The sequence below is a fragment of the Leifsonia sp. YAF41 genome, from assembly GCF_052113185.1.
Classification (GTDB): domain Bacteria; phylum Actinomycetota; class Actinomycetes; order Actinomycetales; family Microbacteriaceae; genus Cryobacterium.
The window spans coordinates 340400-352488 of the sequence record NZ_JBFRCS010000002.1 but is presented as its reverse complement, the minus strand read 5'-3'; the positions used below and the strand labels follow the sequence as shown (position 1 = coordinate 352488).

Sequence of the window (12089 nt, the reverse complement as noted above, 5' to 3'; positions counted from 1 at the left end):
GCGCGGCCTCGTGCGTGGTGAACACTCTGCCGAGTGAAGGAGGGAGCGGAATCCGGGAGGTCACGCGACTTAGCGTGCCGGAATGCGCCCCGTCCCGCCCGGCGAACCTTCGCGGTGTGGATAAGTCGCGCGGGACGGGGCGCATTCCGGCACGCTAAGTCGCGTGACCTCCCGGATTCCGCTCCCTCCTTCACTCGGCAGAGTGTTCACCACGCACGAGGCCGCGCTGCGCGGCATCCGCGAGGGGCGCCTGCGTGGCGGCGATCTGGGACGACCGTTTCACGGAATTCGTGTGTCGGCACCTGCCCGTTCAGTCTCCGATCGCGCGCGCGCCTATCAACGACGGATGCCCGACGCCGGATTCTTCTGCAGCATCACTGCCGCGCAAATTCTGCGGATTCCCGTGCCAATCCGTCTCGACGCGCGTTCCGAGCTTCACGTTGGGATGCCCTCCCCTCAGCGTGCGCCGCGCAGCTCGGGCACAGCCGGCCACAAGCTCCAAATCGGCGTCGATGATCTGTGTGACTGCAGCGGGCTTCGTGTCACGACCGCCGCCCGCACGTGGTGCGATCTAGCGACTGTTCTCGACCTGGAGGATCTTGTCGCGGCCGGCGACCACATCGTGCATCATCGGCATCCACTCTGCAGCATCACAGACCTCCGAGAGGCTGCCGCCCGCCACCCCGGCCGCAGAGGTCGGGCGCGCCTCATCGAAGCGCTCGATTTACTTGTCGACAATGCCGATTCGCCACCCGAGTCGATTGTGCGTGTCACCGTCATCAAGGCCGGCATCCGGGGCCTCGTGCCCAACTACCCCATCGCCGATGCACGAGGCATCATCTTTGCTCGAGCCGACCTCTGTTTTCCTGCCCACCGGGTGATCTTTGAGTATCAAGGCGACTACCACCGCACTGAGATTCTGCGCTGGAGGAAGGACCGCACCCGGCTCGCTCGGCTCGCGGCCGCCGGATGGCACGTGATCGAGATCGCCGCCGATGAACTCACCGACCGTCGGATGCTGCTGCAACTGATCAGGGACAGCCTCAAGCTATTCCCCGCACTCCACACTCTCTAGATCAGAATCCACCCTTCCCGTCGGCCCTCCTGAGGGGTCGCATATCGACCTTCGTGGCACCGAGGAAGGTCGATTTGCGACCCCTCACGGGCACCGACACCGTCCGATGTGTGGGTCGACCGGCAGGGGATTCGGCGGGCGACGGCTATCGGAATGCGGCGGCGACTGGGATTCTGAGTGCATGACTCAGAACGAACCGGTTGTTCACGTGCGCGATCTTCAGAAACGCTACGGCGACGTGGAGGCGGTGCGCGGGATCAGCTTCGACATTCACCTCGGCGAGACCTTCGCCCTGCTCGGCCCGAACGGCGCCGGCAAAAGCACAACGATCGAGATTCTCGAGGGGTACCGGGATCGCTCCGGCGGCGAGGTGTCGGTGCTCGGCATCGATCCGCGCCACGGCGGCCGCGGCTGGAAATCGCGCCTCGGAATCGTATTGCAGTCCACCGGCGAGAGCGGAAACGTCACGGTGACCGAGCAGTTGGCTCACTTCGCGGGCTTCTACCCGCATCCGCGCAGTGTCGCCGAAGTCATCGACGCGGTCGGCCTCGGCGAGAAGGCGAAGACTCGCATCAGCAAGCTGTCGGGCGGGCAGCGTCGACGAGTGGATGTCGCGCTCGGCATCATCGGACGTCCCGAACTTCTCTTTCTCGACGAACCGACCACCGGCTTCGACCCTGAGGCGCGGCACCGGTTTTGGGGGCTCATCCGCTCGCTGAAGGCGGAGGGAACGACGATTCTGCTCACCACGCACTACCTCGACGAAGCGGCTCAACTCGGCGATCGGGCCGGCGTCATCGCCGGCGGACGCCTCATCGATATCGGCAGAATCGACGAGATCGGCGGCGCCGCCGCTCGCATTCCGTCGGTGCGGTGGCGGGATGCGACGGGCGCGCGGCAGGAACGGCGCACCGAGAATCCCGGCCACGTCGTCGCCGAGCTCGTCGCCGCGCTCGGCGGGGAGCCGGCCGAGCTCGAAGTCGTGCGGCCAAGCCTCGAAGACGTGTATCTCGATCTGGTGCGCACGGCCGATACGGCGGATGCGGCAACGACGCCGACAGCGACAACGCCAACGACGCCGACGCCGACGCCGACAGCACGCTCAAACGTTTCGACGGCATCAACGGAAGCGGCGCCAGCACCGGCGACTGCCGACACACCACCCAACACACCGCCCGACGACTCGCCATCACCGACCGCTGCCAGCTCGAAGGAGCCCCGCGCATGAACACCCTCACCCTCGGCGCCGCCCGGGTCGGCTACGAGACGAAGGTCTACTTTCGCTCGCCGGACACCCTCTTCTTCACGTTCTTCTTTCCGGTCGTCATGCTCGGGATCTTCACCACCGCCTTCGGCTCGGCCGGCAACGTCGGCACGGCCCCCGACGGAACCGGCGGAATCAGTGTCGGCGCGTACTATCTGCCCGGGATGATCGCCGCCGGCATGCTGCTCTCGGGTCTGCAGAACCTGGCCGTCGACATCGCCACGGAGAAGGGCGACGGCACGCTCAAGCGGCTCGGCGGCACCCCGCTCTCCCCGAACAGCTACTTCATCGGAAAAATCGGACAGGTCTTCGCCACCGGCATCCTGCAGGCCGCACTACTGCTGTTCGTCGCTCATTTCGTGTTCGGAGTGGCACTGCCGCAGGAGGCCTCCAGCTGGTACACCTTCGCGTGGGTGTTCGTGTTCGGCACGATCACATCCGCTCTGCTCGGGATCGCCCTCTCGTCGGTTCCCCGTTCGGGCAAGAGCGCGACGGCGGTGGTCATTCCGACCGTGCTGCTGCTGCAGTTCATTTCGGGCGTCTACCTGCAGTTCTACCTGTTGCCGACCTGGATGCAGAACCTTGCCAGCCTGTTTCCGCTCAAGTGGATGGCGCAGGGGATGCGCAGCGTGTTCCTGCCCGAAAGCTTTCAGGCGCTGGAGCCGTCGGGCTCCTGGGATCTGGGCCTCGTCGCACTGAATCTCGGCATCTGGTTGGTCGTCGGGCTGGCGCTGAGCCTCGTCACGTTCCGCTGGATCCGAAAGGACACCTAGCCCTCGCTTATCCGGGCGCGCCTCTGTCGCCCCTCCCACCACCGGCCGGGCGGAGGACCCACCACCACTTTCGAATCAGGTCTTGATTCGGGCGACGGAGTTGCGTATGGTTTTGCCAAAGCGGTTTGCCAAAGCGCTTTGCAACGATGCGAATACTTTGGCCTGATGTAGCGAGGACGGTACATGATGGTGTCGATTGCCGACGTCGCCGAGAAGGCGGGTGTGAGCCAGACGACGGTCTCCCACGCGCTCAGCGGCAAGCGCAAAGTGAGCGACGCCGTGAAGCAGCGCGTCGAGGCGGCCATGGCCGCACTCGACTACGTGCCCAGCCGTTCCGCCCAGAACCTCGCCCTCGGCATGACCCGCATCCTGGCCGTGCTCGTGCCCGACATCGGCAACGGATACTTCGCGCAGCTGGCCAAAGGGGCTGAGGCCGCTGCAATCGCACGCGGCTACAACATCCTCGTCTGCGGTACCGGCTACGACAACGCCCGCGAGGTGCAGTACCTCGAGATGATCCACTCGCGCGCCGTCGACGGCGTGATCTACACGGCCGGTGAGCCACCGACGGAGGCCGAGCTGTCCCGCGTGCTCGGCGGCATGCCGACAGTGCTCGTCGACGAGGAGATCGAAGGCGCCGAGCTCGCCTCGGTCGTCTCCGACAACGAGCACGGCGGCAAACTCGCCGCGGAACACCTGCTGGCGCTCGGCCACCGTTCCGTGCTCATTCTCGGCGTCACCGGCGTCGTCGGCACCCGGCGTGCGGCCGGCTTCCGCGCCGCCTGGACGGCTGGCGGCGGCGACCCCCTCGAGCACACCCTGGGCTCGGTGACCGCCGAGAGCGGCCGGGAATGCATCGCCCCCTACGTCGAGCGAATCCGAAACGGCGAGTTCAGCGCCGTCTTCGCCGGCAGCGACCTGATGGCCCTCGGCGCCATCGAAGTGCTGCGGGAGCAGGGACTCACCGTGCCTCGCGACGTCTCCTTCGTCGGCTTCGACGACAGCACGGATGCCCGTTACGCCAGTCCCGCATTGACCACGGTGCGCCAAGACGTGCTCGGCCTCGGCGGTCGCGCGGTCACGATGCTCATCGATGAGCTGGAGGGAATCACGACGGAGACACAGCACATCGTGCTGCCCGTCGAACTGATCGAACGCGAGTCAGCGGTGCGGTTTGCACCGGCACGAAACGAAGGAAAGCAGTGAGCGTGAACAACCCCGGCCGAGCAATGGCCAGCGAGAGCGCCCCCGCGCGCGGCTACTCCGTCTTCTTCGGCGACGTCGCCATCGACGAGTACTACGTCGCCCCCTACTTTCCGGTCGGCGGCGACAAGGTCAGCGTCGAGACGATCCCCGAGGAATTCGGCGGGATGTGCGCCAACGCCGCGTCGATCTTCGCCAACTACGGCATCCCGACCTCGTTCATGTCGCAGCTCAACTCCGGTTTGCTCACCCAGCGGCTGCTGAAGGACCTGACCGACTCCGGTATCAGCACGAAACACGTCATCTTCGATGAGAGTGTTCCTGACTCGAAGTGCATCATCCTGCTTTCCGGAGACCAGCACATCGTCATCATCCCGAATCTCGGTATTTCGCACACCGAGATCACCCCTGAGGCGTTCGAGCATATGGCCAACGCCGAGTTTCTCTTCACCAGCCAGACCGACAGCATGCCGTTCCGAATGGGGGCGAAGGGCGCACAAGAAATCTTCCGCGATCTGTGCGATCGCGGAGTCAAGATCGTGATCGATCTCGACGTGTACCACCTCGAGAACCACCCTTCGGGGCTCATCGAGTACTGCGACATTCTGTTTATGAACTCGCTGGGATTCCAGCGGTTCACAGAATGCGGAAACGATGTGCAGCGGCTTCTGAACAACAGAACCACCGCGATCATCGTCACGAAAGACAGCGAGGGGTGCGATTTGTACACTCGCGACGGCATCGAAAGCATTCCCGGCTACCCCGTGGAGCCCATCGATGTGACAGGTGCAGGCGACACCTTCTCAAGCTCGTTCCTCTATGCCTATTCAACGACGAATGACCTCGCTGCTGCGGCGCGGTTCGCCAATGCGGCGGCCGCGCTCTCCATCGGCAAGGTCGGAGGCCGCGCCGGCCGAACCGAGGCAGCCACCGTCCGCGCATTCATGGCGGAGCAAGGCGAACGGCTTGAACTCACCACCCCATCCCCCCAACACCGATCAATGTAGAAAAGGTGACGCAATGACCAACTCATCCGGATTCGCACGCTTAATGAAGAGCTACGGCCGTTTGACGATCTTCATGATTCCGATTGGAATCGCCATCAACTTCGTGGGCGGGCAGATCGCCCTCCTGCTCAAACTTCCGGTTTACCTCGACAGCATCGGCACGATTCTCGTCGGTGCCACCTGTGGAAGCCTTCCCGGGGCCTTGGTCGGCCTCATCTCGAACCTGCTCAACTCGATCACGTCGCCGACGAACCTGCCGTATGCGCTCCTGAACATCATGTTCGGGCTCCTCGCCGGCTGGCTCGCCAAGCGCGGCGTGTTCACCAGCTGGTGGAAGACGCTTCTCAGCTCGGTTCTGTTCGCCTTCATCGGCGGCGTGCTCGGCGCGCTCATGACCATCTGGATCTTCGGCGGCCTCGGCGGTGGCGGCGGCGCACTCATCGTCGGCGCACTCGTTGCCTCCGGCATGGACATCAACACGGCCAACTTCGTCGCCCAGATCCCGATGGACATTCTCGACAAGGTGCCCACCGTGATGATCGTCTACCTGATCCTGCTGCGCATCCCCAAGCGGCTCTACGTCAAGCTCCCGCTCGGCTACATCTACCTCAAGAAGTCGCCGGCAGCCATCAAGGTTGCCGCGCACAGCTAACGCACCATCAGTTCCGCATTACATCTTTGGAGGCGTGACATTTCTAGCGAATTCATCGATGGCTTTCGCCGGCCAGCGACACAGGGAAACGGTATCCGCGATCTGAACCCGATTACGGTTCTCGTGGCCCTCGTGTCGCTGGTGGTGATCGCCATCGCCATCCCGGGTCTGCTTGCTCCGACCCTCATCTGTGCCGGCTACGTCGTGATTGCATTCTGCGCCGGCATCGGCCCGAGCTTCGCCGCGAACTACGCCAAGCTGTTCGCGATCGTCGGCCTCATCCTGTTCGTTCTGCGCGCCGCGTTCATTCCAGGCGAGCAGATTCTGTTCACGGTCGGCCCCATCGAGGTCAGCATGGAGGGCGTCATCGACGGCGCCCGCTTCGCCCTGGTCGTCATGGCCATGTGCGGAGCGGTCACTCTGTTCTTCTCGCTCATCCCGATGAAATACCTCATGCTTGCGCTTGAGCTGAAGGGAATGACGCCGCGAGCGACCTACGTGATCCTCGCCTCCTTCCAGTCGATCATCGACCTCGGCAAGAACGCCAAGGTCGTGATGGATGCCCAGAAGTCCCGCGGGATCGAGACGGAGGGGTCGATCGCCCAGCGCGTTCGCGCTTTCGTCCCGATTCTCGCCCCCGTGTTTCTGGCCGCGATGAACGAGACGGAGGAGCGGGCGCTCGCACTCGACGCCCGCGCTTTCAACTCGCGCCAGCCGCACAGCCATCTGGTGAGCCTGCATGGGATCCGCACCCGCGACGTTGTCGTGCTGTGCGCCGCCCTCGCCCTGGCCGCCGCCTCAATCGTGGGAGCTCTGCTGACGTGGTACTAGTTTCGATCAAGAATGTGGGCTTCACCTATGCCTACGCCGAGGAGCCGGCGCTCACCGACGTCTCGCTCGAGATTCAACCCGGCCTGCTCTACGGCGTCGTCGGGCTGAACGCGAGCGGCAAGAGCACCCTGTGCAGCCTCATCCGTGGCCTCATCCCGCACTTCCATGAGGGCGAGTTGACCGGCACCGTCGAGATTCTCGGCACCAATCTCACCGACTGGGATTCGGCGGAGCTCTCGCGCCAGATCGGTTATGTCTTTCAGAACCCGTTCACCCAAATCAGCGGGGTCAAAGACACGGTCTTCGAGGAGATCGCGCTCGGCCTGGAGAACCTCGGTGTGCCGCGGGAACAGATGATCTCCCGCGTGAGTGAGGTCGTCGCTCAGCTCGGCATCGAGGCGTTGATCGAGAAGAACCCGAACGAGCTTTCCGGCGGACAACGCCAGAAAGTCGCCTTCGCGTCGATCATCGCCATGGACGCCGACTTCATTGTGATCGATGAACCCACCTCGCAGCTTGACCCGGATGCCTCCGAGGCGGTGTTCGGAATCATCCGCGACCTCAAGGAACGCGGCAAATCGATCATCCTCGTCGAGCACAAGATCGATCTGATGGCCGAGTACGCCGATCGCATCATCGTGATGAAGGAGGGCCGGATCGTGATGGAGGGCGAGGTGCGCGACGTGCTCACCTCCCCCGCCCTCGCGGATGCCCAGGTGCCCCGGCCGGAGGTGACCGAACTCGCTCTCGCCCTCGAGCGCGAGGGGCGCCCCCTCTCTGCCATCCCGATCACCCGCGCCGAGGCGAAGCTGCTCGTGCGCGAACGCATGGAAGGACTCGCCCGTGCCCATTGAACTGACCAACGCCTCATTCACCTACCCCGACGGCTCCGTCGCCGTCGAGTCGGTGAACCTCACCATCAACGACGGCGAACGGGTGGCCATCGTCGGTCAGAACGGCGCCGGCAAGACCACAACCGTCAAGATGATGAACGGGTTGCTCCGGCCAACGACCGGAACCGTCTCGGTCAACGGCGAGCTCACGAACTCACGCACAACGGCGACAACCGCGAAGACGGTCGGCTATGTCTTTCAGAACCCCGACGACCAGATCTTCGGCAGCAATGTGCGTGGCGAGCTCGAATACATGCCGCGATATCACAAGTGGGATGAGGCGAAACGGGAGGAGCGCGTCGCCCGCGCCGCCGATCTCACCGGCATCGCCCAGTATTTCGAGATCAACCCCAACGACCTGCCGTTCGCGATCAAGAAGTTCGTCGCGATCGGGGCCATCCTCGTCGGCGAATGCAAATACGTCATCCTCGACGAGCCGACGGCCGGTCTCGACAGTCACGGCCTCGCGCTGCTCAACCGGATGATCGACCAGCTGGAAGCAGACGGAGTCTCGGTCATCACCATCACGCATGACATGCGCTTCGTCGCCCTGTCATTCGACCGGGTCGTCGTGATGGCCCATCGCACGGTCATCGCCGACGGCACGGCCACCGAGGTCTTCGCCAACGACGCCATCCTGGCCGAGGCCCGGCTCAAGCGGCCGGAGGTGGCACAGCTTGCCCGTGATCTCGGACTCAGCCAGACGGCACTGCGCCTCGGCGAAGTCCTTCCCCTCATCGCCTAACCGCGAACTCTCTTCTTTTCTACTGCTGCCCGTGAGGGCAAGAAATGGTACTGTCATGACCTCGAACAACCTTCTCGCTTCCTTCGCTTCGGTCAACCCGGTCTTCGCGATGCTCCACCTCAAGGGCGAGGGCACGGCGGCGAAGCTGGAGATCGCCAAGCGCGAGATCGAGATCCTCTGGGCAGGCGGCGTCGACGCCGTCATCGTCGAGAACTACTACGGCTCGGTCGACGAGGTCGTTCTCGTCTGCGACTACCTGCGCTCGAGCGCACCCGAGGTCGTCTTCGGCATCAACGTGCTGAACGACGACTGGCGCGCCTTCGAGTTGGCCAACGAGTATGGAGCACGGTTCCTCCAGCTCGACTCGGTAGCCGGCCACCTCGAACTGGCGGAGGACGCCGAGTTCGCCGCACGCCTGGCCGAGGAACGTGCCGCCTCTGACGCCTTCGTGCTCGGCGGCGTGCGCTTCAAATACCAGCCCGTACTCTCCGGCCGTTCGCTCGAGGAAGACCTGCTGCTCGGCGCGGCGCGCGCCGACGCCATCGTGGTGACGGGCGAAGGAACGGGCAAAGTGACCCCGCTGTCGAAGACGAACGAGTTCCGCCGCATCGTCGGCGCCGACTACCCGCTCGTCGTCGGGGCCGGCGTCACGGTCGAGAATTGCGCCGAACAGCTTGAGGAAGCCAATGCGGTCATCGTGGGCAGCTACCTCAAGGACACCTATCAGGACACCGGCGACGTCGACGAAGCGCACGTGCGCGAGTTCGTCGGTGCGATCCGTGCGCTGTCCGCACCCGGGAACAGCGATGCATCCGTTCGCAGCGGGGCGTCGGTCGCCAGCGGGGCATCCGCGTGAGACGGATCATTCTGGATGTCGACACCGGCAATGACGACGCTGTAGCGATCATGATGGCCGGGTTGCACCCGGAGATCACGCTGCTCGGCTGCACCACCGTCGCCGGCAACCTGCCGGTCGCGAACACCACCGAGAACACGCTGCGGGTGCTGCACCACATCGGCCGAAGCGATGTGCCGGTGTTCCGCGGGCTCGCTTCCCCGTTCGCGCCGCATCCGTTTCCCACTCCGGCCGACTTCGTCAGCTCGGCGACTCCGGTGCACCAGGAGGAGCTCGAACTTCTACCGTCACCGGTCGGAGTTCAGCCGCACACAGCCGTCGAATGGCTGGTTGAGACGCTGCGCAACGCTACAGAGAAGATCACTCTCGTGCCGGTCGGCCCCCTTACCAACATCGCAGCTGCCGTCACGCTTGCGCCGGAGATCGTGGATGCCGTCGATGAGATCGTGATCATGGGCGGCAGCGCCTCGCACGGCAACGAGACCTCGCAGGCGGAGTTCAACATCTTCGAGGACCCGGTGGCCGCGCACGTGGTGGTGAACGCCGGATTCGACCGATTGACACTCGTGACCCTCGACGCCACCCGCAAAGCGCGCGTCTCCGCGGCGCAATGCCGGGAGCTCGAGGCGCTCGGCACTCCAGGAGCGACGGCGACAGCCCAGATCCTCGACTACTACATCCGGGGAAACAGCGATAAGGCACTCGGGAGCGCCGCGGTTCATGATGCGCTCTGCATCGCGTACCTGCTCGACCCCTCGGTCATCGAGACCGCCCGGCTGCACGTCGGGGTCGACACCGTCGGTTTTCACACCTACGGCCGCACCCTGATCGATCTCACCGGCATCGGCGGCACGGCGCCCAATGCCTCCGTCGCGCTCGGCGCCGATTCGGCGAAGTTCTTCGACCTGTTGCGCTCCACCCTCGCGGCCTAGCCCGCTTTTCAGCACCGATTCGAAAGGGATGACTCTCTCGTGAAACAAGCCATCATCATGGATGTCGACACCGGCGTCGACGACGCGCTCGCCTTGTTCTACCTGCTGGCGAGCCCGGAAGCCGAGATCCTCGCCATCACCTGCACGGCCGGCAACGTGCCCGCGCATCACGTGGCGCGCAACAATCTGGCCCTGCTCGAGCTCTGCGGGGCGAGCCACATCGAGGTCGCGCTCGGGTCTGAGGTGCCGCTCCTGCAGCCGCTCGAAACCTCGGAGGTCACCCACGGCCCGCAGGGCATGGGCTACGCCGAATTGCCGGAGCCGACCACGCCGCTGTCGACCCGTCACGCCACCGAAGTGTGGGCGGACATCGCGCGCAGCCGACCGGGCGAGGTCATCGGTCTCGTCACCGGCCCGCTCACCAACCTCGCCCTCGCGCTGCGCATCGAGCCGGACCTGCCCCTGCTGCTCAAGCGCCTCGTCATCATGGGCGGCTCATTCAACTACATCGGCAACACCACCCCGACGAGCGAGTGGAACATCGCCGTCGACCCGGATGCGGCCAAGATCGTCTTCGACGCGTTCTCGGTGCTTCCGCCGGAACGCCGCCCGATCGTCTGCGGCCTCGACATCACCGAGCAGATCGACCTGCTGCCGGAAGATGTCACGCGGATCGCCGAAATCGCCGAGAGCAGCCCGGCCGAGCTGCTTCTTCCCGAGCAGCCGCGCGGCACGCGCTCGACCGCTTCGAATGACATCGTGCGGCACCTCTCCGATGCCGTGCGCTTCTACGTTGAGAATCAGCAGGTCAACGGCGACGGCTACAGCGCCCACATGCACGACCCGTTCGCCGCGGCCCTCGCCATCCGGCCGGAGTTGGCCGAATATCGCTCGGCCACCGTCGACGTCGAACTGGCCGGATCACTGACGCGGGGCACGACGGTCGCCGATTTCCGCGGCCACTGGGGCCGGGAGCACAACGTCGACATCGCCACAGCCACCCATCCCCGGGTTTTTCTCGACGAATTCGTCGAACGAGTAGGGCGTTTCGCCCGTGAGATCCAAGGAGCTTCAGTATGAGCCGCATCCTGCTGGCCGGAGAGTCGTGGTCAACGACATCCATCCACTCGAAGGGCTTTGACACCTTCACCACCACTCACTACGAGGAGGGCGCCGGTTACTTCATCGCGGCCCTCGAGGCGGCCGGGCACGAGGTCGTCTTTCAGCCCAACCATGTTGCCGCTGACCGTTTTCCGACCACCGCTGCCGAACTCGACGAGTTCGACGTCGTCGTGCTCAGCGACATCGGCTCGAACACGCTGCTGCTGCCCGCATCCGTCTTCCAAAAAAGCCAACGGATGCCCAACCGGCTGCAGGTTCTCGCTGACTGGGTGCGGGGCGGCGGGGCGCTGCTCATGGTCGGCGGCTATCTGAGCTTTCAGGGCATCGAGGCCAAGGCCAACTACCGGGGCACGGCGCTGGCCGCGGTGCTGCCGGTGGAGATGGAGATCGGCGACGACCGCGAGGAGTGCCCGGAGGGCGCCGTGACGGTGTTGACCATCGAACACGAAATCACGCGCGGCATGGATGCGGAGTGGCCGCACCTGCTCGGGTTCCACCGCCTCGTCGCCAAGCCCGGCGCGCAGGTACTGGCGACAACCAACGATCGACCGATGCTCGTCGTCGACGAGGTGGGCACCGGCCGGGTTGCCGCGTTCGCGAGCGACATGGGTCCGCACTGGTTGCCGAGCGAGTTTCTTGCCTGGGACGGCTTCGCCGCGCTCTGGCCTCAACTGACCGACTGGCTTGCCGCATCCGGCAACACCGCGAAGTAAATGTAACTGCAGAGGAAGACGAA

13 protein-coding genes are annotated in these 12089 nt (G+C 64.7%); all 13 read left to right on the top strand.

Features of this window, described 5'->3' with window-relative positions:
- Positions 1-202: 202 nt before the first annotated feature.
- On the top strand, positions 203-1075 hold the full coding sequence (locus AB4Y63_RS03440) for a hypothetical protein (protein WP_441789632.1): 873 nt from the start codon (positions 203-205) through the stop codon (positions 1073-1075).
- 181 nt (positions 1076-1256) lie between these two features.
- Positions 1257-2303, top strand: coding sequence for an ABC transporter ATP-binding protein (locus tag AB4Y63_RS03435; protein WP_441789631.1), 1047 nt, complete (start codon positions 1257-1259; stop codon positions 2301-2303).
- Complete coding sequence (locus AB4Y63_RS03430) at positions 2300-3112, top strand: ABC transporter permease (protein WP_441789630.1); 813 nt, start codon at positions 2300-2302, stop codon at positions 3110-3112. Before AB4Y63_RS03435 ends, AB4Y63_RS03430 begins: the two co-directional genes overlap by 4 nt.
- Positions 3113-3295: 183 nt before the next feature.
- Positions 3296-4318, top strand: a complete 1023-nt coding sequence (locus tag AB4Y63_RS03425) for a LacI family DNA-binding transcriptional regulator (RefSeq protein ID WP_441789629.1) — start codon at positions 3296-3298, stop codon at positions 4316-4318.
- Positions 4315-5322, top strand: a complete 1008-nt coding sequence (locus tag AB4Y63_RS03420; protein WP_441789628.1) for a carbohydrate kinase family protein — start codon at positions 4315-4317, stop codon at positions 5320-5322. The genes AB4Y63_RS03425 and AB4Y63_RS03420 overlap by 4 nt, the downstream gene beginning before the upstream one ends.
- Before the next feature lie 13 nt (positions 5323-5335).
- On the top strand, positions 5336-5974 hold the full coding sequence (locus tag AB4Y63_RS03415) for an ECF transporter S component (protein ID WP_441789627.1): 639 nt from the start codon (positions 5336-5338) through the stop codon (positions 5972-5974).
- Between the two features lie 6 nt (positions 5975-5980).
- Positions 5981-6805 carry an energy-coupling factor transporter transmembrane component T gene (locus tag AB4Y63_RS03410; RefSeq protein ID WP_441789645.1) on the top strand — a complete coding sequence of 275 codons (825 nt, stop codon included), beginning with the start codon at positions 5981-5983 and terminating at the stop codon, positions 6803-6805.
- Complete coding sequence (locus AB4Y63_RS03405; protein WP_441789626.1) at positions 6796-7659, top strand: energy-coupling factor ABC transporter ATP-binding protein; 864 nt, start codon at positions 6796-6798, stop codon at positions 7657-7659. The genes AB4Y63_RS03410 and AB4Y63_RS03405 overlap by 10 nt, the downstream gene beginning before the upstream one ends.
- On the top strand, positions 7649-8443 hold the full coding sequence (locus AB4Y63_RS03400; protein WP_441789625.1) for an energy-coupling factor ABC transporter ATP-binding protein: 795 nt from the start codon (positions 7649-7651) through the stop codon (positions 8441-8443). The genes AB4Y63_RS03405 and AB4Y63_RS03400 overlap by 11 nt, the downstream gene beginning before the upstream one ends.
- A 55-nt stretch (positions 8444-8498) precedes the next feature.
- A complete protein-coding gene (locus tag AB4Y63_RS03395) occupies positions 8499-9299 on the top strand; it encodes a BtpA/SgcQ family protein (protein ID WP_441789624.1) in 801 nt (266 codons plus the stop codon).
- The gene (locus tag AB4Y63_RS03390; protein ID WP_441789623.1) at positions 9296-10231 is read left to right on the top strand and encodes a nucleoside hydrolase; all 936 of its coding nucleotides are present in this window, start codon (positions 9296-9298) and stop codon (positions 10229-10231) included. The genes AB4Y63_RS03395 and AB4Y63_RS03390 overlap by 4 nt, the downstream gene beginning before the upstream one ends.
- A gap of 39 nt (positions 10232-10270) precedes the next feature.
- A complete protein-coding gene (locus AB4Y63_RS03385; RefSeq protein ID WP_441789622.1) occupies positions 10271-11311 on the top strand; it encodes a nucleoside hydrolase in 1041 nt (346 codons plus the stop codon).
- On the top strand, positions 11308-12066 hold the full coding sequence (locus AB4Y63_RS03380; RefSeq protein WP_441789621.1) for a glutamine amidotransferase: 759 nt from the start codon (positions 11308-11310) through the stop codon (positions 12064-12066). The genes AB4Y63_RS03385 and AB4Y63_RS03380 overlap by 4 nt, the downstream gene beginning before the upstream one ends.
- Positions 12067-12089: the final 23 nt, after the last annotated feature.

Bases quoted from the DNA above. Each gene is read 5' to 3' on its own strand.
- AB4Y63_RS03435 (WP_441789631.1), top strand. From the start codon at position 1,257: ATGACTCAGAACGAACCGGTTGTTCACGTGCGCGATCTTCAGAAACGC.
- AB4Y63_RS03430 (WP_441789630.1), top strand. From the start codon at position 2,300: ATGAACACCCTCACCCTCGGCGCCGCCCGGGTCGGCTACGAGACGAAG.
- AB4Y63_RS03425 (WP_441789629.1), top strand. From the start codon at position 3,296: ATGATGGTGTCGATTGCCGACGTCGCCGAGAAGGCGGGTGTGAGCCAG.
- AB4Y63_RS03415 (WP_441789627.1), top strand. From the start codon at position 5,336: ATGACCAACTCATCCGGATTCGCACGCTTAATGAAGAGCTACGGCCGT.
- AB4Y63_RS03395 (WP_441789624.1), top strand. From the start codon at position 8,499: ATGACCTCGAACAACCTTCTCGCTTCCTTCGCTTCGGTCAACCCGGTC.
- AB4Y63_RS03380 (WP_441789621.1), top strand. From the start codon at position 11,308: ATGAGCCGCATCCTGCTGGCCGGAGAGTCGTGGTCAACGACATCCATC.